This is a genomic window from Paenibacillus etheri (assembly GCF_001012825.1).
Taxonomy (GTDB): domain Bacteria; phylum Bacillota; class Bacilli; order Paenibacillales; family Paenibacillaceae; genus Paenibacillus_AQ; species Paenibacillus_AQ etheri.
On sequence record NZ_LCZJ02000076.1, the window covers coordinates 73834 to 95994 of the forward strand.

Annotated in this window: 17 protein-coding genes; 12 read left to right on the forward strand and 5 right to left on the reverse strand. The window is 47.0% G+C overall.

The genetic code is table 11. The features are described from left to right. Positions 1–62 precede the first annotated feature (62 nt). Both UQ64_RS28710 and UQ64_RS28715 read right to left on the reverse strand, forming a co-directional pair. Complete coding sequence (locus UQ64_RS28710; protein WP_060626854.1) at positions 63–1241, reverse strand: Fe-Mn family superoxide dismutase; 1179 nt, start codon at positions 1239–1241, stop codon at positions 63–65. Positions 1242–1429: 188 nt separating this feature from the next. Further along, positions 1430–2470, reverse strand: coding sequence for an alpha/beta hydrolase (locus UQ64_RS28715; protein ID WP_060626855.1), 1041 nt, complete (start codon positions 2468–2470; stop codon positions 1430–1432). A gap of 273 nt (positions 2471–2743) precedes the next feature. Between UQ64_RS28715 and UQ64_RS28720 the strand changes: the two genes are divergently transcribed. Further along, positions 2744–3487, forward strand: a complete 744-nt coding sequence (locus tag UQ64_RS28720) for an IclR family transcriptional regulator (RefSeq protein WP_060626856.1) — start codon at positions 2744–2746, stop codon at positions 3485–3487. A gap of 379 nt (positions 3488–3866) precedes the next feature. Here UQ64_RS28720 and acnA read toward each other — a convergent pair whose 3' ends face one another. Continuing rightward, the gene (gene acnA, locus UQ64_RS28725) at positions 3867–6608 is read right to left on the reverse strand and encodes an aconitate hydratase AcnA (RefSeq protein ID WP_060626857.1); all 2742 of its coding nucleotides are present in this window, start codon (positions 6606–6608) and stop codon (positions 3867–3869) included. 270 nt (positions 6609–6878) lie between these two features. Here acnA and UQ64_RS28730 point away from each other — a divergent pair, with 270 nt between their 5' ends. The 9 genes from UQ64_RS28730 (at position 6879) to UQ64_RS28770 (ending at position 14580) form a co-directional block, all read left to right on the forward strand. Further along, on the forward strand, positions 6879–7910 hold the full coding sequence (locus UQ64_RS28730) for an amidase domain-containing protein (protein ID WP_082651369.1): 1032 nt from the start codon (positions 6879–6881) through the stop codon (positions 7908–7910). A 22-nt stretch (positions 7911–7932) separates the two neighbouring features. Further along, positions 7933–9024: a D-alanine--D-alanine ligase gene (locus UQ64_RS28735; protein WP_060626859.1), complete on the forward strand. Its 1092-nt coding sequence runs from the start codon at positions 7933–7935 to the stop codon at positions 9022–9024. A 47-nt stretch (positions 9025–9071) separates the two neighbouring features. Then, positions 9072–9389 (forward strand): hypothetical protein, encoded by a 318-nt coding sequence (locus UQ64_RS28740; protein ID WP_060626860.1) that lies wholly within the window; start codon positions 9072–9074, stop codon positions 9387–9389. Beyond that, positions 9386–10393: a UV DNA damage repair endonuclease UvsE gene (gene uvsE / locus UQ64_RS28745; protein WP_060626861.1), complete on the forward strand. Its 1008-nt coding sequence runs from the start codon at positions 9386–9388 to the stop codon at positions 10391–10393. The genes UQ64_RS28740 and uvsE overlap by 4 nt, the downstream gene beginning before the upstream one ends. Before the next feature lie 240 nt (positions 10394–10633). Next, a complete protein-coding gene (locus UQ64_RS28750) occupies positions 10634–11521 on the forward strand; it encodes an inositol monophosphatase family protein (RefSeq protein WP_060626862.1) in 888 nt (295 codons plus the stop codon). 15 nt (positions 11522–11536) lie between these two features. Further along, the gene (locus tag UQ64_RS28755) at positions 11537–11797 is read left to right on the forward strand and encodes a hypothetical protein (RefSeq protein ID WP_060626863.1); all 261 of its coding nucleotides are present in this window, start codon (positions 11537–11539) and stop codon (positions 11795–11797) included. Between the two features lie 128 nt (positions 11798–11925). Further along, positions 11926–13218, forward strand: coding sequence for a stalk domain-containing protein (locus UQ64_RS28760; protein WP_060626864.1), 1293 nt, complete (start codon positions 11926–11928; stop codon positions 13216–13218). Between the two features lie 100 nt (positions 13219–13318). After that, entirely contained in the window at positions 13319–13870 is a 552-nt protein-coding gene (gene def, locus UQ64_RS28765) for a peptide deformylase (protein ID WP_060626893.1), read from the forward strand. A gap of 173 nt (positions 13871–14043) precedes the next feature. Continuing rightward, entirely contained in the window at positions 14044–14580 is a 537-nt protein-coding gene (locus UQ64_RS28770) for a hypothetical protein (RefSeq protein WP_060626865.1), read from the forward strand. 73 nt (positions 14581–14653) lie between these two features. Here the strand turns inward: UQ64_RS28770 and UQ64_RS28775 are convergent, their stop codons facing one another. Then, positions 14654–15970 (reverse strand): glutamate-1-semialdehyde 2,1-aminomutase, encoded by a 1317-nt coding sequence (locus tag UQ64_RS28775; protein WP_060626866.1) that lies wholly within the window; start codon positions 15968–15970, stop codon positions 14654–14656. A gap of 122 nt (positions 15971–16092) precedes the next feature. Further along, on the reverse strand, positions 16093–17145 hold the full coding sequence (locus UQ64_RS28780; protein WP_060626867.1) for an LCP family protein: 1053 nt from the start codon (positions 17143–17145) through the stop codon (positions 16093–16095). Between the two features lie 106 nt (positions 17146–17251). Here UQ64_RS28780 and bcp point away from each other — a divergent pair, with 106 nt between their 5' ends. Together bcp and UQ64_RS28790 are read left to right on the forward strand one after the other, a co-directional pair. Further along, complete coding sequence (gene bcp / locus UQ64_RS28785) at positions 17252–17719, forward strand: thioredoxin-dependent thiol peroxidase (protein WP_060626868.1); 468 nt, start codon at positions 17252–17254, stop codon at positions 17717–17719. Between the two features lie 123 nt (positions 17720–17842). Continuing rightward, the gene (locus tag UQ64_RS28790) at positions 17843–22126 is read left to right on the forward strand and encodes a 2-hydroxyacyl-CoA dehydratase (protein WP_082651370.1); all 4284 of its coding nucleotides are present in this window, start codon (positions 17843–17845) and stop codon (positions 22124–22126) included. The last annotated feature ends 35 nt before the right edge of the window (positions 22127–22161 follow it).

A 22161-nucleotide genomic window follows, 5' to 3' on the forward strand; every position in this document is an offset into this window, starting at 1 on the left:
ATGGGTCCTTTTGGGTCAATAAATGAGAATAGAAGCTATGTTCTCTTCGAAGTGGAGTGAGATCAGAAAGGCTTCCAAGCCAGTTTACTAGCAGCAGCATAACGCTCTGACACATATGGCCAGTTGACGACCTTCCACCAGTCGTTAATATAATCCGCACGATTATTCTGATGTTTCAGATAGTAGGCGTGTTCCCATACATCCAAGGCCAAGAGCGGAACAACGTCCCATTGCGATAAATTCTGATGTTTTTCCGCGGTAAGAATTTCTAGTCTATGGCTGCGTGGACTCCAGACGAGAATGGCCCATCCGCCACCTTCTACTTTATTTGCAGCTTCGCTGAACTGTTTCTTGAAGCTGTCATAGCTTCCAAAGCTTTGTTCTATAGCTTCTAGTAAAGCACCTGTTGGGCGTCCGCCTCCTTGTGGAGACATCACGTTCCAAAAGATCGTGTGGAGATAGTGGCCTGCACCATTAAAGGCTAATTCTCTCTCCCAATGTTTAACGAGATCAAAGTCACCGTTCTTACGGGAATCAGCTAGCTTAACTTCAGCCTTGTTTAATCCATCTACATAACTTTGATGGTGCTTATCGTGATGAATTCTCATTGTCTTTTCGTCAATATAGGGTTCCAGTGCATTATAAGCATAGGGTAATGGAGGTAACGTATGGCCGCCAATGGGTACTGCGTCATTTCTATCGTGGATATTAGGAACAGTATCAGTAAAAGTAGAGAATCCATCATTCCGCGTGATATCGACTGTATCGATGCTTACGACATAATCCTCTTTATAATCGCGCATGATTTGTGATAGCTTTCCGGGCGAGCTAAGTGTCTGCAGTACGGCGAGGAAGTATTCTGATTCGCGAATAATATGCAGAATCACAGTAGTTGCAAGGGGGACAGCTTTGACCGCTGCGCTACTCTCCATGATGGCAAAGAGCTGCCGAACGAATTCTTGGGATTGATTACAGGAGATATGTAGCAATTTCTCCGTTTCCGCAGTGAGTTCTGCCTGAGGTGGAGGAGAAGAAGAAAGGGCAGCATTCAATAGCTCCTGTGCCGCCTGCTCAGTTGCACCAAAAACAACGGCCCATTCATCGAGGAGTTTTACATAAGGCTCCTCCAGTTTAGGCACGATCGCTTTGATGACTTCGGTATGCTCTTTCTCTTGTGTTTTCCAAAATACGATTTCTTCCAGAATACGCACTGGCAGCATCGGCCCGTATACATATAACATGCCAAGAAAACCTCCCGTGATATGTCTTCATCAGTCCATTATATGAACGGACTTAAAAGGTTATGAAGAACATAAACTTGGAGTGCCGCTTAGGGTTCTATCTATCTTGAGGATGAAAAAAGCCTCTTCCTAAGGTACACATCTTTCTGTCCCTGGAAGAGGCTGTTCGTTTGGTTATTAGCGCTTAGTTAATTACTTGCCATCGCTGGCTGATCACCCTTAGTACTTTTGGCCAGATGAACATTCCCTAAGAAAGCGGAGACCCGTCGCAAATACTCACGGGGATGCTCTCGGAACAATAGCTCATGATGGCTACCTTCAATGATCCAGGAATCAGAGAACAGATTGTTCTGGTTCGCTGCTAGTTCTTCGGCAATAGGATAAGGAGCCTTATCGTCTTTGGTTCCATGCATGAATAGGATAGGGAAAGGATAGTCTTTGGATTTGACCTTTGCATAAGGAATTTGATCTAGTCCTGTACCGTTCAGTACTGGGAACAGCATTTCCATGATCGCCAGAGAAGGCTGGCGCGGTAGATCGATATTCTGCTTAATATTATGATACAGCGTGTCTGGTTCTAACAAAAAGGTGCTGTCCAGAATCATCGCGTCGATATCCTCAGATACTAATCCCGCTTGCAGTGCTGTGCCAGCACCCATGGAGAAGCCCCAAACGACGAGCTCTTTAGCCCCGCGTTCTTTAGCGAAATCAATGGCGCCTAGAAGCTGTTGGGATTCTTTTTTGCCGCCGGTTGCAATATCCTTGTTACCTTGGGCAGCAAATCCGTAATCAAACATTACGACATTGAAATTCAGACTGTGTGCATAGTGAGCGAGATCGTACATAGGTACCCAGGACTCTTCGCGGTTGGCACCATAGCCATGACTGAACACGATAGTCTTAGTGGCGCCCTTGGCTGGAATATACCAGCCGTTCATCATGCGACTGCCATCCTTAGCGGGAAAGGTTACATCCTCGTAGGCGAGTCCTTTGGACATCATAGGATTGGAGTATAGTGGCGCGACCGTTGGATTGGATAGCACCCAAGCGATGTAGCCATGAAGCGAGACGAAACAAAATACTAAAAAGAAAAATATAGATAATAGCAATGCAACGATAATATGCTTAACACGGATCATCCGCAGCGATAGTCGTGATGAACTGCCCTGTTTAGGTAGTTTAGGACGACGGGAGACTGACGTGCCGGCACGGCTGGTTGTCAGATCCATAAGGTCCCCTCCTAAGTATGATGTGAGTACTAGTGCCTAGGATAATTTGTCGAAAATGATTCTAAAGCATTAGTAATATCTTAATATGTTTATCGTAAGTTTAAGCACTTACAAAGTCAATGAATTGGACACTTTTGTAATGTAACTGTAAAGTGCGGGCCAGACTTTTCCGGGTCAGTGAATATACTGGACTTTCCGTAGAGTTTTGCACTAAGATAGAGTTAATTATAATGTAACCGCGTTTCATTTGATGAAACACGAGGGGGGATTATTGTGGAGGACCGAAAGCTAACGGTACGCGCGGTAGAACGTGCGCTCGACATATTACTTTGTTTTACCCAGGACAGTGATTTAGGGTTGACGGAGATCGCATCGAAGATTGATTTACATAAGAGTACAGTCCACAGATTGCTGGCAACACTTGAGGAAAAGGGCTTTCTCATTCGCAATCCGGCGACAGAAAAATATAGGCTGGGTATACGAATTTGGGAGTTGTCTACGCATCTACCTGCTTTTGACGAGTCGGCAGCGGTATTACTACCATCTATGGAACGGCTGAGAGATCGACTCGGAGAGACGGTCAGTCTTTACTTACGGGATGGTATTGAACGTGTGCGTATTCAGGCGGTACAGAGCCAGCAGGCGATTCGTCGAGTCGCACAGATTGGTGCAAGGCTGCCATTATCTGTAGGTGCGTCGAGTAAAGTGTTGGCTGCGTATGCACCACCTGAGGTGTTGAGAGAACTGCTGGAAAGTTCGGAGTGGCCGGAATACGTTGAGAAGAACGTATACAAAGATCAGCTTAATGAGATCATCCGGCTGGGGTATGCCACCAGTTTCGAAGAGCGTGAGTCTGGTGCGGCTGCAGTGGCGGTACCTGTGACGGGTCGTAGTGGAAATGTGATCGCGGCATTATCGCTGTCAGGGCCGGTCAGCCGCCTCTCTAGGGATACGTTAGTGGAGTATGCTGCCATCTTGAAGGAAGCAGCAAGTGAAATGGGCATGATGATTCCATAGAAGAACAGTGTGATCATAAAGTGGGTTTTTCACTGAATGAAACAGACCTTTAAGAAGCAGAACAGCGATCTCTCCGTTACTGGAGGATCGCTGTTTTGTTTTTTGGGAAGGGGCATCACCAAAAAACGCCAGAACACCCGTAGCCCGCAGCATGGGGTCTGATAGCATCGAATTTATAATATCTGCTTCATACGCGCAAACATTAACGAATCAAATGTAGCTTAGAGTTTAGAACGACCGTGTGGGGGCAGGTACAAGAAAACAGGGGTGTCCTGGCAACCAATTCATGGCTGTAGGAACACCCCTTTAACAACTACACATAAGTACAAAAAAACTGCCTCACGGCCACTCATGACCGCGAGACAGTCCCTTGCTAAATCTATTCTACCGATACAGCCGAAGAATCCGTGGCATCCGCCAACATTTGACGAAGCACTGTTTGTAGAATACCGCCATTGCGATAGTAATCAATATCAACTGTGCTGTCGAGTCGTGCAGTAACAGGGAAGTCAAATTGAGTACCGTCTTCACGGGTAGCGGTAACAGTTAGATCTTGGCTTGGCGTCACCTGGTTATCGAGACCGGTAATGTTGAAGGTCTCACGTCCGGTCAGTCCCAAGCTGCTCCAGCCGTGGCCTTCCTGGAATTGCAGTGGAAGCACACCCATACCAACCAGATTGCTGCGGTGAATCCGCTCAAAGCTCTCAGCGATAACAGCTTTAACACCCAACAGAAGTGTGCCCTTGGCCGCCCAGTCACGTGAGCTTCCTGTGCCGTATTCTTTACCGGCGATCACGATGAGATTCTGTCCAGCGTCCTGATACAGCATGGAAGCGTCATAGATGGACATGACTTCATCGCTTGGCAGGAAGGTTGTAACTCCGCCTTCTGTACCTGGAGCTACTGCATTACGAATCCGAATATTAGCGAATGTACCACGCATCATGACTTCATGATTTCCGCGGCGGGAGCCGTAGGAGTTGAAGTCAGCACGTTCTACACCATGATCGCGTAAATATTCGCCGGCAGGACCAGAGGTAGAGATATTACCTGCAGGTGAGATATGGTCGGTTGTCACAGAATCAGCTAGAAGTGCTAAAACGCGTGCATCCTTGATATCTTTGATGTCTCCAAGACCGTCTGCGAGATGTTCGAAGAACGGCGGATTCTGGATATACGTGGAGTTGTCATCCCACTCATACAGCTCGCCTTGCGGAACAGGAATCGAATTCCAGCGCTCGTTAGCAGTGAATACATTTTCGTATTTACGACGGAACATCTCCGGACTAAGGGAGAGACCGATTGCTTCACGGATTTCAGCAGTCGTTGGCCAAATATCTTTCAGGAATACGGGCTCACCTTGTGGATCAAATCCGAGCGGTTCAGTCTGCAAATCAATATTCACAGTACCAGCCAGTGCGTAAGCGACTACGAGCGGTGGGGAAGCCAGGTAGTTTGCTTTAACCTGAGCATGTACACGACCTTCGAAGTTACGGTTACCGGAGATTACCGCGGCTACAGTCATATCGTTGTCAGTAATAGCTTGACTAACTTCTTCTGGCAACGGACCGGAGTTACCGATACAGGTAGCGCAGCCATAGCCAGCCAAGTAGAAGCCCAGTGCTTCGAGTGGCTTCAGCAGGTTTGCTTTTTCCAAATATTCAGTAACTACCAGTGAACCTGGAGTCAAGCTGCTCTTAACGTATGCTGGTTTGGTCAGACCACGTTCCACGGCTTTTTTCGCCAAAAGACCTGCACCAAGCATAACGCTAGGGTTGGAAGTATTCGTACAGCTTGTAATCGCTGCGATCACGACTGCACCTGTGCTGAGCTTGCTTGTGGTGCCGTTTTTATGTTCTATTTCTACAACTTGGGCGATTTTCTCATCGCTGAGACCGTAACCGCCTTTGTCTACAGGTGTACGGATAATACCTTCGAAATTTTCTTTCATATGCGTAAGTTCGATCCGGTCTTGCGGACGTTTTGGTCCGGCCAAGCTTGGAACGACTGAAGCCAGGTCAAGTTCAATTACATCGCTGAACTCTGGGTCTGGCGTATTCGAAGTGCGGAACATGCCTTGTGCTTTGTAATAAGATTCAACGAGCTCTACCAGATCATCCGGACGACCCGTGCTGCGAAGATAAGCAAGTGTCTCTTCATCTACAGGGAAGAAACCAATCGTTGCTCCGTATTCTGGCGCCATGTTGGCAACCGTTGCACGGTCAGCGAGACTGATGTTAGCAAGACCAGGACCATAGAATTCGACGAATTTGCCGACTACGCCTTTTTTACGCAACATTTCAGTGACTGTCAGTGCCAAATCCGTTGCTGTAGCTCCTTCGATAAGGCTGCCTGTAAGCTTGAAGCCCACTACATCCGGTGTAACAAAATAGAGCGGTTGTCCGAGCATACCTGCTTCAGCTTCAATACCGCCTACACCCCAGCCTACAACACCAAGTCCATTGATCATCGTAGTATGGGAGTCCGTTCCAACAAGGGAATCTGGATAAACGACAGTTTCACCATCGATAGTTTTAGTAGTGGCTACGGAAGCCAAGTACTCCAAATTAACCTGATGTACAATACCGGTAGCTGGAGGAACTGCACGGAAGTTATTGAAAGCTGTCTGTGCCCAGCGAAGGAAACGGTAGCGTTCCTCGTTGCGCTCAAACTCCACGTTCATATTATATTCCAAAGCGTCTGCTGTACCGAAAGCATCAACCATAACAGAGTGGTCAATTACAAGGTCAACGGGAACGAGCGGGTTGATCTGTTTAGGATCTCCTCCGGCTTTCTTTACTGTATCACGCATAGCTGCCAGATCTACGACTACCGGAACACCGGTAAAGTCCTGAAGTACGATACGAGCAGGGATAAACGGAATTTCTTTATTGCGATCAATGTCGCCTGACCAGTCAGCCAATTGCTTCACATGTTCTTCTGTAATCGCTCGTCCGTCAAACTGACGAACAGCCGCCTCAAGTAAAACTTTGATCGAGAAAGGAAGGGAAGAGATAGAGCCCAATCCTTGTTCCTCAAGGGAGTTAAGATCATAATACCGATAAGATTTGCCACCTGATTCCAGGGTGCGGGCCAACGAGAAATGATCCTTGCTTGGCATATGTGCGCCTCCTTGTTTCATCTATTGAAACCCAATTTCACATTGCATGTTATTTAATTATAACGGTTACAAAGAAGGGAGTAAAGTTTTTTTTCCTATATATAAAGCCCGAATAATGCATCACTGAAACCATTTAGAGTTACCCCCAAAACGAGAGCTATAAGCAAAGCATATGCCCTACCATGTAAATTGAAGCGATCTGTATAGCAGCCTGTTTCCTTTCATATACATAGAGCAGCAAGTATAAGGGAATGAAGGGGTGCGAGTATAATGGAACAACAGTGGAAGCAAAGTCTATATGTATATGTAGATCATGTGAATAAGGCCAGGGTGGAACCTAAGTCCTCATCGCAAACAGTTTCTGTGTCCGTTAAAGATCCGCGTTTTCTGGTGGAGCAAGGGGAACGTTCACGCCGGATTGCTGAATGGTATAACGCTCGTGGAATAACTCCGCTGCGAGGGGAAACAGGTGTAAAGACTTTACGGACCGTCCGGCAGACTCCGACTGAGGTGGTAGCAGAGGTTACGCTGCATAGTGCACTCTATTATGAAAAAGGCGGCGTTAACCACCGAGAGGATATGGTTGAGCTGGAGCGGTTGACCTTTGTGCGGGACGGAGGGGGCTGGGAAATCGCTGCTATAGAACGAACCATTCCCGAAAGAAATACGGTTCATAGAGCTGAGGTGGAGTTATCTGGAAGGTTGTCCAAATGGGGGGAAGCATTGCCTGCTCCGCTGCCGTCACAGCCCCTTCTAAACTGGAATATTCTTGGGGAGATTGCGGGCTCAAGAGAGATTCGCTACAACCGTGAAGTAGCGGTGGCTTATGCTGACCGTTGGTGGAAAGACGGGAATCCGGAGTTCGAAACATTTGAGGTAGATTGTACGAATTATGTCTCCCAATGCCTCTTTGCAGGGGGAGCGCCGATCAACTATACTGGTAAAAGAGAAACGGGTTGGTGGTACAAAGGCTACCAAGGCAAACAAGAATGGTGGAGTTATAGCTGGGCTGTATCAGACAGTCTGCAGCGCTATTTGAGCGTAGACCGGAGCAATGGCTTGCGTGCAGAAGTCATGGAGCGGCCGGAGCAATTGATGCTGGGCGATGTCATTCTATATGACTGGGATGGCAACGGGCAATATCAGCACAGCACGATCGTCACAGCCTTTGATGCTGGTGGCCTGCCGCTTGTGAATGCACGTACAGTTAGCAGTCGTCATCGCTTCTGGGACTATCGTGATTCCTACGCATGGACGGATCAAACGAAATACCGTTTTTTTCATATTAACGACTATTTATAGTACAGAAAGAGGTTATAAGGGTATGGCGAACGCAAAATTAACCGTAGGGCTGGTGTACGGGGGGAAATCCGGAGAACATGAGGTATCATTACAGACGGCTTTTGCCGTGATGAACTCATTTGATTACGATAAATATGAGATTATCCCTTTTTACATTTCAAAACAGGGTTTGTGGAAAGTCGGAGAGACGTTATCGGCACCTTACAGTGAGGTGGAGCAGCTCAAGCTTGTAGATGCAACTGAAGATATGGGTACTGCCCTGAATGTAGTATTTAGTGGACTATCCGGTGCGGAACAAACGGTGGATGTCATGTTCCCGCTGCTGCACGGTACGTATGGTGAGGACGGAACGATTCAAGGGTTGTTCGAAATGGCGAATATTCCTTATATCGGGGCCGGTGTTCTTGCCTCTTCAGCAGGTATGGATAAGGTTGTCATGAAGAAGCTATTCGCTGATGCAGGTCTGGATCAGTGTGAATATTGTTATTTTAACATCAGCGCTTGGAAAAGAAAAAGTCATGAGTTGATTGTGGGTGTAGAGGATAAACTGGGGTATCCAGTATTTGTTAAGCCTGCTAATCTGGGCTCAAGTGTAGGTATTTCTAAGGCAACTGATAAGGAGAGTCTTGTAAAAGCTATAGATTTTGCCTTCCGTTATGACACCAAAGTCATTATTGAGGAATTCGTGGATGCTCGTGAGGTAGAGGTCGGTGTGCTCGGAAATGATGAGCCAGAGGCCTCTGTTCCGGGTGAAATCGTTTCTTCTGGCGAATATTATGACTATGCAGCTAAATATACGGACGGCAAATCGCAAATGATGATTCCTGCGCCAGTAGATTCTGAAGTTGCCGATCGACTGCGGGAGTCCGCGATAACTGCTTTTCGAGCAATTGAGGGCAGCGGCATTACCCGGGCGGACTTCTTCCTGCGGAGATCGGATAGTAAAATTCTAATTAACGAAGTGAATACGATGCCTGGCTTCACTCCTTACAGTATGTATCCGCTATTGTGGCGTGAGACAGGTGTATCCTATAGAGCTCTGTTAGACCGTATGATTGAGTTAGCCTTAGAGCGCTATAATTTCAAACAAGGTCTTAAGTATGACAATGAGTAATTGAAGCTACTAGCGGGTTAATCCCGACTGGAAAGGGGCGAAGAAATATGGGTTTTCAAACTGAATTCAATTCCGTCTGTAAGTTCAAGAATGAACAAGAGCTGTACGAGTTGCTGGAGTATGGGCGTACCAAAATGGTGAAGCAGGGCTTTCGCGTGTATCCAACGGGTCAGAAGGTGATTGCCTACACACCTGAAAATGTAGCTGTAGCGATTGTCAAAATCTCTGCCTCGATTGCAGAGATTAATTTTCAAGGGCATGAGGTTACAGCGGTCGAAATGGAACTCGTGCGTAAATTGAATGAAGAAGAGTCCAAGGTGCAGACTCTACTAGCAGATGAAATGTTTTTTGGAGCGCAGGGATGATTGTCCGTTTTGGATATGTAGCGATGTCCACCGTTATCAAAGACTGCTCTCCATCCAAGACAATGACGATGGCCTCCTTCAAGAGGCTGGGTGACCGTGAAGCGGCACTTCGGCGTCTGGAGAACCTCGCTCGGATGAATCTGCACAATACGCTGCGATTAATGAAGCATAATGTGGCTTCGGACATCTTCGTGTACCGCCTCACTTCCAAGTTGATTCCTCTGGCGACGCATCCTGATTTACAGGACTGGAATCCGTTTGCTGCGCTCGCTGAGGAATTCGCGGAAGTTGGGCAATATGTGAAAAAGCATGGGATGCGGGTGTCCTTTCATCCCGATCACTTTACAGTGCTTAGTACACCCCGCCCTGAGGTGCTAGTAAGTTCCATACGGGATTTGCAGCACCACACGGACATGCTGAATGCCATGGGACTTCCTGCCATGGCGAAGAATAATATTCATATTGGCGGAGCCTATGGGGACAAGCCTGTAGCGGCGAAGCGTTTCGAGGAGCATTTTCGCGCGCTGCCGAAAGCGCTACAGGAACGTATTACGCTGGAGAATGATGATAAGACCTTCACAGCCCCAGAGACACTAGCAGTCTGCCAGAGTGTAGGTCTGCCGATGGTGTTGGATATTCACCATCAATGGGTGAATAATGAAGGTGAGCTCCCTTGGGAGCTGTGGCCTGACATTCAGCAGACCTGGCGGAGCGAGCTTGCACAGAAGGATGTTACATCGGGAGAGCTTTTCCCGCCTAAGATTCATGTATCGAGTCCGCGCGGTCCGTCTGATCCACGCAGTCATGCAGATGGCGTGGAGCCTGCGCCATTAGTAGCTTTTTTAAAGCGTATTACCGCAGATACCCCTGCTGTCGATGTTATGATTGAGGCAAAACTAAAAGATGGTGCGTTATTTGGATTGATGGAAGCAATGAAGGAGCTGGCTGATGCCGGTAACGGAATTTCTGTATTAAATGGGGCAAGTGTGAATATCGAACCTTAAACAATGAAAATAAGGCGATAGGTCCCGAATACGGGTCCTATCATGACTTGATATGTAACTTGAAATAGGGTACGTTGAATGAAACTTTATTACGATTAACATTCAAGGGATCATACTAGAATTGGGTATCCCTTATGGCGGAACTTTGAGAACGTTTTGGTGTATTGCACGGTATTGTGAATAGGATTGCTTTAAATTTTATGCCAATGGCGATTATGTTCAAGGAAGCGGAGTGAAAATATGAGTCCTTTAAAACCAGAGGGTAGTAAGAACGAACGCGAACCCTATGTAGTAACGAGCAAGGGACATACGGCGGTAGCCATTAATGCTGCTGCCAAAGCAGGAGAATGGATAAAGAGCAGACAGGGCCTGGTGAAGGAACTTAATACGAAGACATCGGCACAAGATCTGGTTACGGAAGTAGATAAAGGCGTTGAACAGATGATCCGCAGGTTGATTCTGACGCATTTTCCAGATCATGCGATCCTTGGTGAGGAAGGCATATCCCCGGGAGCAGCAGCAGCGACCGCTGCACTGGAAGAAGCTCGTGAGCATGAATATCTGTGGATTGTAGATCCTGTAGATGGTACGACTAATTTTGTACACGGATTTCCTTTTTACTGTGTCTCCATTGCTTTGTTGATTCGTGGAGAATTAACGGTTGGTGTAATTTACGATCCGATTCGTGATGAAATGTTCGTAGCTGAAAAAGGTAAGGGGGCCTACATGCATGGTGTTCCTACCGCAGTCTCTACGGAGAATGTTTTTGGAGACAGCTTGATTGCTATGGGCTTTCCGCCGGACCGTGAATTTGCGCAACCTGTGAATATGGCGGGACTGCAGAGCGTTCTTCCGCAGATTCGTGGTATTCGTGCTGGAGGCTCGGCTGCTCTTCATTTGGCTTATGTAGCAGCAGGTCGGGTAGATGGATACTGGGAAGTAGGCTTAAGCCCTTGGGATTGTGCAGCAGGAGTGCTGCTAGTCCTTGAATCAGGGGGCAGAATCACGGATACTCTTGGGCGTCCATACGATATTGGCACTCGTCATTTAGTAGCAAGTAATGGTCATATTCACGAATATTTGGTTTCGTCACTGAAGAATGCTGAAGCAACAGGATATCAGCTTTAGGGAGGGCGACGCATCATGAGCGAGAAAGATGATCTGGAACGCAAGCTAAGTGAAATGTTGGTAGATGGCGAGATGGAACAGGGTGACCGTATAGCTAAAGAAATCCGTGAAATCTCTCCAAAGTATGAAATCCGTATCCAGACCACAATGGATCCTATTGTGGAGGAGACGTTGCGGTATCGTAAGATTGGACATGAACTAGACGATCGTTATGATAAATATCTGGAGCGTGCGGGGAAGAATTTGAATTCGCAAAAGGATTCAGATAAAGATTAATACATTTGGTTCCAGCTGTGATAAGAATAGTGATTTTGCAGGGTGGCTTCCCGAATATGGGAGGCCGCTCTTTTGCGTTGCTATCAGGGATGGTAGAATGAGAATTAGTACATTTTGGGAGGGATACGATGCTAAGCAAGTGGAAAAGAATTTTAGCAGCTAGCACAAGCAGTGTGCTTATGTTGTCTGTGCTGATTGGCGTAGGTGCCGGATCGGTAAATGCGGCTGACACGTCTGCAACACAAAACGCAAGTCAGGATGTCTTTCGCATCGTAGCTCTTGGCGATTCGATTACTGCTGGATACGAGCCAGGAATGACGGATGTGAATACGAAGCCATACGGCTATGCGGAGCGACTGCTGGAGCAGGGTTGGTATCATGGCCGGAGCGAGCTTACCAATTATGGTATTCTAGGACTGACCACTGCTGGATTACGTAATTACTCAGGAGCCATCAAGGACGGCTCAGCGATTACCGCTGAAGGTATTCAGTCAGGTCTTCCAGATCCACGGATAGAGCAGTTCGTAAGGTTAACCCCGCAGATCGCATCAGAGTTAAAGGAAGCTGATTTGATTACGATTACAATTGGGGGAAATGATGTAAGCCGTCTTTTCTTACAGGTTAAGGAGCTGACGGATACAGATTTCGAATCTCAGCTGGAGCAGAAGTTAGCGGATTACAATACGAATGTGAAGGCAAGTCTTGAGAATATTCGTGTGATAAATCCACAAGCAACGATTATACTGGCTGACCAATATCAGCCTGCGCCTAAGATCGCTCTTGGTGCGATGTATACCAAATTGATGACCGCAGCAGCGAAATTTACAGATTCGGCAGATCGTGTGGCTGCAAGTATGAATCAAGAGGGTGCAAAGGTATTAGTAGCTCATGTAGCGGCAAAGTTTGCCGACTCAGAGGGATCACTCACACATATTATTGGAGCGGGTCAAGCGGATTTTCACCCTACGCAGCTCGGATACGAAACTATTGCAAAAGTATTTGCTGAATTACAATGGGGTGAGTACCGCATTCCTACTGTAGCGGCTATGGCTACGGACACTGTACCAATGTCTATTGTTGTGAAGGGGGTAGAGTTAAATACACCGAATAAGCCTATCCTTAAGAATGGTCAGAACTTCTTGGCGCTTAAAGATATTCTAAATGCCGTAGGCGCTAACGGAAAGTGGGATAATAAGACCTCCAGTGCGACTATTGAATACGGTGGACGGACTGTTGTAATCACGATTGGAAGCAAATTTATTAAGGTGAATGGACAGAATGTAGCCATTGATACCCCTGCTTTTCTGCAAAAGGTAGGCAAAGAAGATAAAACGTATCTTCCTCTTGCCGCATTGGCGACCGGACTTGGATTCGATGTTAATTATAGTAGCAAACTGCGAACGGCTTTCATAAATCCATAAATCTGCATACTATATCATAAGTACTTTAAATTAAGCCCGTAAGGCAAAGGTGGATGGAATATTGTCTAGTTCAAAATTTAGTGCCGAATATATCATTACTATGGATGATATTGTACGGGAAGGTCATCCTGTGCTTCGTACCGTCGCTGAGCCAGTAGAGCTTCCTTTACAGGAGGAGGATCGTGAGACTCTGCAATGTATGCTTCAGTTTTTGAAGAATAGTCAGGACCCGGAGATTTCCGAAGAATACAATTTACGCTCTGGCGTAGGTCTGTCGGCGAATCAAATCGGCCTTACGAAGCGTATGTTCGCGATGTATTCTACGGATGAGAGAGGGAGAATTGTAGAACATGCTTGGGTTAACCCTAAGATCATTAGTCACTCACTAACCATGGTTTACTTACCGGAGAGCGAGGGGTGTCTGTCGGTTGATCGACCGGTGCATGGATTTGTACCAAGGTACGAATCTGTGAAGGTGAAGGGATATGACCTTGAAGGTAAAGAAGTGGTCCTTAAATTTAAGGGCTACCAAGCTATCATCATTCAGCATGAGATTGATCATCTCGATGGGATCATGTTCTACGACCGAATCAATAAGGAGCATCCATTCAAGCTTCCTCAGGGAGTGGAAATTCGTAACTTGTACGAATAAAAGAACATCTCTGAATCATAAAGCGTGTGGTCTTGCAGCATAAAGCTGAGGGGCACATGCTTTTTTTCTATCTGCAGGATTGAATGATTTGCAATTATTTACAAATTAATCCACTGGAGGTACCATATAGCTAACGGGTAGAAATTAATTTTGGATCAGAAGGAGGTTATTAAATGGGTTGGAGTAGAATGCCAATAAGAGGCGCGGTCAACGAATACAATGATGACGTTAAGAAGATTGACGAGCAGATTTTATCGTTGATTCAGGAACGTAAAGCAATAACAGGCAAAAAAAGGTTTTCCCCCGAGAGTGAGCTCCTTGAGGAATGGTCAACTAGATTCGAGATGGACACTTCTCAGATTGTACAATATATACACAGTTTGAATGAGGCTGTGCCCAGACGGAATTATTGGGAAGAGCCAGGGTTACTGCTCGGCGTACTTCCAATTGTGAAGCGGACAGTCCTCGAAGATTGCGAGTATACACTTACACATGCTATGCAGTATGAATCGCTCAGTATAGTTACTTACGAAATACAGCCGCATGGAGGTCACGGAGGGGGCGCCCATACACAAATGCAGTTCTTGGTCTCGCCACCGCTGCCAGCGGATCTGGATACGGTTCAATTTGCCTTAATACCCGGCGTAGACCGAATGTTTGGACCTAGAATGACGGAGATTATTTTGGACAAGCAAATTGATTGCGAGTAGTGCCTATGCAAAAAACCTACCACCAGAAGCTTGATGGTAGGTTTTAGTATGTTTAGTGGCCGTAAATAACGTCTTATTTCTCAGCCGCCATAGCACGAAATGACGCTTCTGCTGCAATTAGCGTAGCTTCGATATCCGTAACGGTATGTGCTGTCGTTAGGAACCAAGCTTCATATTTTGAAGGGGCGAGGTTAATCCCTCGGTTCAACATGTGACGGAAGAAGCTGGCGAACATTTCGCCGTCGGTATCCTGTGCCTCATCGTAATTTGTAACTGGATGCTTACAGAAATGAGTAGAGAATGAACCACGGATGCGGTTGATCGTCAGTGGAATGCCATGACGGTCAGCAGATTCCTGTAGTCCGTCGACTAGACGGATCGCAAGCCGTTCCATCTCATCGTATACGCCTTCTGCGCTCAGCACTTCCAAACAGGCGATGCCTGCTGAAATGGAAGCGGGATTTCCCGCCATTGTTCCTGCTTGGTATGCCGGTCCTAGTGGGGCTACTTGTTCCATCACATGCTTACGTCCGCCGTACGCGCCGATTGGTAGGCCGCCACCAATGATTTTGCCGAGTGCTGTAAGGTCAGGAGTAATATCTTCATGATTATCCAGTCCTGCATAAGTCTGTGTGGAACCGTAGTGGAAGCGGAAGGCAGTAATGACTTCATCATAAATAACGAGTGAGCCGTTATCATGAGCCAGCTTGCAGAGCCCTTCGAGGAATCCTGGCTTTGGCATCACCATGCCGAAATTCCCGACGATCGGTTCAACCATTACAGCGGCGACATCTTCGCCCCATTTTTCCAGTGCCTCCTGCAGGCTTTCCAGATCATTAAAAGGTACAGTGATTACTTCCTGTGCAATACTGCTAGGAACGCCGGCACTATCTGGAATACCAAGCGTAGAGGGCCCGGATCCTGCTGCTACGAGCACCAGATCAGAGTGGCCGTGGTAACAGCCAGCGAATTTTACAATTTTACTGCGCTTTGTATAGGCACGGGCTACACGAATCGTTGTCATAACCGCTTCGGTTCCGGAATTGACGAAACGTACTTTATCCATGGATGGAATTGCCTCTTTTAGCATTTTAGCAAGCTTGATTTCGAGCTGGGTTGGGGTTCCGTAAAGAACACCATTCTCAGCTGCAGTGGTAATTGCCTTCGTTATATGTGGGTGAGCATGGCCGGTAATGATCGGTCCATAGGCTTGGAGGTAATCGATATATTCATTGCCATCTACATCCCAGAAGTGAGATCCACTGGCACGTTTCATAAATACAGGTGCTCCGCCTCCAACGGCTTTAAAAGAGCGGGAAGGGCTATTTACACCTCCAACAATATGTTGAAGGGCTTCGTGATAAAGTTGCTCAGATGTGGAACGATTCATAATGTGATCATCCTTTCGATTGTTGGTGCTCATGGCAACGGGCGAACAACGGTGTTTCCGCTGTCCGCCCGTATTATACCATTGCCTGTTGTGTCTACTTGTGAACGTTGCTTGTCAGATTCTTACTTGGTTCCGCTTGTATTACTATTTGAAGTAGTCTCTGGCAAAGTTGAAGGTGTAGGCGTTGGCTCAGGACCAATTAAGGTATCCTGCACAAATTCCCTCAACTTATTTTCACTGCGAATGCCGATAACCTGTGATCCGTCACTTGTAGTTTCCTCTTTGAGCAGATCCATCGGCGGAATTTGCTCACTACCGCCTATGGTACTATCGTACCCAACGGTTGCGAGCTTCCACATATCATTTACTGTCAGATTGGTTTCGATATAAGGCGTAACTTGTGACAGGATATTCGGTAGCTTGATTATGGATGTGGTCTGGATCAGTTTGTCAGCCACAACCTTGAGAAATGCACGCTGGCGCTCGGTCCGAGTGAAGTCGGAGGTAGCGTCATGTCGAAAACGTACATATTGCAGAGCTTTATTACCGTCGAGATGCTGATATCCTTTTTTTAGATCAATGTCATATTCGGGACCGTCAGCAATGGTCTTGTAAACCATGTCTTTCTCGACTTCATAATCTACACCACCAACGGCATCTACTAGCTTGATGAATCCTTGGAAGTCCGTGTAGACATAATATTGAATCGGGATGCCGAGCAGATCGCTTACAGTCTGCATCGCCGTGTTAGGTCCATAAATGATAGCTGAATTAATACGTTTTTCGCCGTGATCTGGAATCGGAACGTAAGTGTCTCTAAGAATTGAGAATACGCTGATTTTCTTCTTCACGGGATCAAGTGAGGCGACGAGCATTGTATCGGAACGAGGAATTTCCCCCTTCTTGACACCGCGGGCATCCACGCCCATTAGTAGTATATTAACAGGTTCTGTACCTTCCCACTTTGGAGGTTCTGGCGTGTCAACATCAACGGTCTCAGCATCCTTAAATGGTGAGTTCTCGGTGTTCGACATGCTGCCAAGCTCAGTGTAAATGGTTGTAAAGTAGTAAATGGCTCCACCGATAATAAGGAGGAGTATAATGGCCAGTGTCCAAAGCAGCGGTTTCTTTTTTGACTTACCAGTCTTTGCGTGCCTTTTCTTTCTAGGTGGCATTTAATCGTTCTTCCTTTCGCATTCACATTCTCTACATTATAATTTCTTTTGGGGATACGCGCAATTCATGCCCGATCCTCCAATATCAAGAAGGAGTGGATATAACTTGAACGTAGTAGCTATTGGACAAAAAGTACCGAATTTCACCCTTCCGTCCTCCAGCGGGCAAGAGGTTAGTTTAAGTAATTATCTTGGCCGTAAGGTCATTTTATATTTTTATCCTAAAAATATGACACCAGCCTGTACGCAGGAGGCCTGCGAGTTCCGTGACGCCCATGACCAGATTACTACGCTTGGTGCGGTTGTTCTAGGCATCAGTCCAGATCCCTTGGCATCGCATATGAGATTTACGGAGAAGAATAGTCTGCCCTTTCCACTGTTGTCTGATGAGGATCATAAGGTCAGTGAAATGTTCGGGGTATGGCAGCTTAAGAAGCTCTATGGTAAAGAATTTATGGGAATAGTACGTTCTACTTTTCAGATCGATGAGCAGGGAATCTTAATCGAAGAATGGCGGAAAGTACGAGTGAAAGGACATGTAGCATCTACCATAGCAGGGCTTTCCAAATCATAAAGTTTGTTAATAACTTTTTGTAAAAGTCTGTTACATTTTTAACAGCTTTCATAAGGTATTGTCATGATATAGTTTCCTCATAATTGCTTCAAATTTGGAGCAAGACGAGGTGGTGTAGTGATAATGCTGCGTATTGGCCTTGATATCGGATCAACTACTGCAAAATTGGTTGTTATAGAGCGTAATACTATTGTTTATCAGGACTATGTTAGACATTATAGCGATATAAAAAAAGCAGCCCTCTCTCTTCTATCTGACGTACAGATCAGATTTCCAGAGAGAGGAGCGACCCTTACTGTAAGCGGTTCCTCAGGTTTATCTTTATCTAAACTGGGAGGTGTACCGTTCGTTCAGGAGGTGATCGCCTGTACGAAGGCGATTGGCGAGTTGATTCCAGAATGCGATACGGCGATTGAGCTGGGTGGTGAAGATGCCAAGATCATCTATCTTCGAGGTGGCATTGAGCAGCGTATGAATACGGCTTGCGCGGGCGGAACGGGAGCATTCATCGATCAGATGGCATCGCTGCTACAGACCGACCCAGCGGGCTTAAATGAATTGGCGGAGAAGCATGAGCGAATCTATCCCATCGCTTCACGGTGCGGTGTATTCGCCAAAAGCGATGTGCAACCGCTACTGAACGAAGGGGCTCGCCGGGAAGATGTGGCGGCTTCAATCTTTCAGAGTATCGTTAATCAGACGATCAGTGGTCTCGCCTGCGGACGTCCGATTCGTGGACGGGTGGCTTTTCTTGGCGGTCCGCTAACCTTTCTGCCAGCCTTGCGTCAACGTTTTGCGGAGACGCTTGAACTTGTGGAGTCAGATATTCTTTTCCCCGAGCGGTCGCAGTATTTCGTAGCGATTGGATCAGCACTTTCTGAAGCGGATCCTACTGTTTTACCGCTTTCAGGTTGGATCACGCGAATAGCAGCCGTGGATTTTACAGCGGATCGGGCCACGGATGCTGAATTACCACCGCTGTTTGAGAACCCTGATGAGCTTGCTGCGTTCCGTCTTCGCCATGGTAAAGCTTCTGCTGCCAGATCAGACTTGGCAATGTATCGCGGCCCTTGCTATCTAGGGATCGATGCGGGTTCAACAACAACCAAACTCGTGTTGACCGGATCTGCTGACGAAATTCTACATACCTTTTATGGCAGCAACAAGGGGAACCCCTTGTATTCTGTCAGTGAGGCACTGAAGGAAATGTATCAGATTCTGCCTGAAGGCTGTTATATTGCAGGTTCTTATGTGACAGGTTACGGAGAGGGGTTAATCAAAGCCGCTTTATGGACAGACGGCGGTGAAGTGGAGACGGTTGCTCATTACAAAGCCGCTTCTAAGTTTATGCCGGAGGTAGATTTTATTCTGGATATCGGCGGACAGGACATGAAATGCATCAAGATCCGCGGCGGCGCTATCGACAGTCTGATGCTCAATGAAGCTTGTTCGGCAGGCTGCGGCTCTTTTCTGGAGAGCTTTGCTTCTGCGCTCGGGTTAGGTATCGAGGCGTTCGCTAAGTCAGCTCTGGAAGCGGCCAAACCGGTTAATTTAGGTTCGCGCTGCACGGTATTCATGAATTCTAAAGTGAAGCAGGTTCAGAAGGAAGGCGCGTCGCTGGCCGATCTTTCAGCAGGTCTTGCCTATTCCGTGATTAAGAATGCCCTGCAAAAAGTAATGAAAATTCGTAACCCTGAGGATCTAGGGCGAAATATTATTGTTCAGGGTGGCACCTTCTATAACGAAGCTGTATTGCGGGCCTTTGAGCGCCTAACGGGGAGAACTGTAGTCAGACCGGATATTGCTGGCGTTATGGGGGCGTATGGTTGTGCACTGATTGCTCGTGAGCAAGCGGGGACCGATGGGAAAAGTACACTGCTTGGCCCGGAGGAAATAGCCAACTTTAAGTACGAGGTATCATCAGGCCGCTGTGGCCGCTGTGGAAATAACTGTGCGCTAACAATCAGTCGCTTCCCGGATAAGAGCTTCTACGTTACAGGCAATCGCTGCGAGCGTGGTGCAGGAGGCAGGAAAGAGAAGAATGTACTGCCGAATTTGATGCAGTATAAGTATGAGCGCTTTTTCGACTATGAAGCATTACCGGAGGCAGATGCAGCACGGGGCACCGTCGGCATTCCGCGTACGATGAATATGTTCGAGAATTACCCGTTCTGGCATGCTTTTTTCACCAAGCTTGGCTATCGGGTAATTCTCTCTCCTAAATCAAGTAAGAAGCTCTACGAAAGTGGGATGGATACGATTCCTTCAGAATCGATCTGTTACCCTGCGAAGATGGCGCATGGACATGTACAGAGCTTGATTGGTAAAGGCGTTGATTTTATTTTTTATCCTGCGGTGGTGTATGAGAAGAAGGAAGATGAAGCTGCGGATAATCATTTCAACTGTCCGGTGGTCGCATCCTATCCTGAGGTCATTCGCAACAATATGGATGGGCTAAAGGAGAATGGAATCACGCTGGTCAGCCCATTTCTGACCTTCGACGATAGATCTGCGCTGACCAAGGGACTCGTGAAGACATTTACAGGGATTCCGAGAGAAGAGATAACGTTGGCTGTGCAGGCAGGACTTGCTGAAGCTGATCGTGCCAAAAGTGATGTGCGTACCAAAGGTGAAGAGACGCTTGCGTATCTTGCCAGCACTGGGAAGAAGGGAATACTTCTCTGTGGTCACCCTTATCATGCGGATCCTGAAATTAATCATGGCATTGCAGATATGATTACCGGGATGGGACTCGCCGTACTGACAGAAGATTCTGTCTGCCATCTGGACCGAAGTGAAGGGGATGTGTCGGTAGTTAATCAGTGGACCTATCATGCCCGAATGTACCGCGCAGCCCGCCTTGCCGCTGTCCGAACTGATCTGGAGCTTGTTCAATTGACTTCCTTCGGTTGTGGGATTGATGCGATTACATGTGATGCCGTACAAGACATTATGGAAAGGCATAACAAAGTATATACACTGATCAAAATCGATGAGATTAGCAACCTTGGTGCAGCACGCATTCGGTTGCGTTCATTGCTGGCAGCGATGCGCGAGCGTGAAAAAGGTAAGGTGCTGCCACAGAAGCCGTCTAAAGTACAGGCTAATGTAGCATTCACAAAGGAAATGAAAGAAACGTACACTATCCTTGCGCCGCAGATGTCGCCCATTCATTTTGAATTGTTCGAGCAGGTTTTCCGGGCTGCGGGATACCGTCTCAAGATACTTGAGACCACTGGACCTGAAGAGACGGAAGAAGGTCTTAGATACGTTAACAATGATGCATGTTATCCCGCAATTGTAACGATAGGGCAGATTCTGTCGGCACTGAAGAGTGGGGACTATGATCCGAATCGTACCGCTGTAATTATGTCACAGACGGGTGGAGGTTGCCGGGCGACGAACTATATTTCTTTGCTCCGCAAAGCCTTAAAGGATTCAGATCTCGAACAGATTCCTGTGATTTCGCTGAATGCTTCTGGAATGGAGAACCAGCCGGGCTTCCGTATCAGTCTTAAGCTGGCGAACCGACTGATAGCTGCGGCTTGCTATGGTGATCTTATGATGCGGTTGTTAAATCACTATAGGCCGTATGAGGTTGTACCAGGGAGTGCTGAACGCTTATTCCGCAAAGGGATGGAGCGTTGTAAGGTCAGCTTACTGACCTTCTCGTTCCGAGAATACAAACGTCTGATTCGTGAAATTGTAGCTGATTTCTGTAAGCTGCCCGTTACAGGCATTACTAAACCAAGAGTGGGCATTGTTGGAGAAATCCTGATTAAATTCCACCCGGATGCCAACAACCGCATCATCGAGATGATTGAGGCGGAGGGTGGAGAAGCGGTAATGCCAGACTTCTTAGACTTCATCTTTTACTGCGTGTATAATCCGATCTACAAAGCCGAGCAATTCGGCAAAAGCAAACGACTGGGATATATTAATCCGATGTTGATCTCCTATCTGGAGATTTACCGTAAGCCGATTAAGCTTGCGCTTGAGGACGCAGGACTGGCTAAAGGACGGGAAAATATTTATGGTCTTGCTGAGAAGGCAAGCCGACTGGTATCCGTAGGAAACCAGATGGGTGAGGGATGGTTCCTGACTGCAGAAATGATGGATCTGATGGATAATGGTGTGAATAATATTGCTTGTATTCAGCCGTTCGCCTGCTTGCCCAACCACATTACCGGGCGCGGAATGATTAAGGGCCTTAAGGAGTTATATCCAGGTGCAAATATCGTCGCCATTGATTATGATGCTGGAGTTAGTGTAGTTAACCAGGCGAATCGGATCAAGCTGATGATGTCGATTGCCAGCAGTCAGGAAGGGATTGCTGTATCTAATTTAGAACAATCAGTTAAACCGCTACAGCAGACCCTACTGGAAGGTTCATACAGTATGACCTGAGTTTTAAAAAATAAGGTAACCATATAGACGAACCG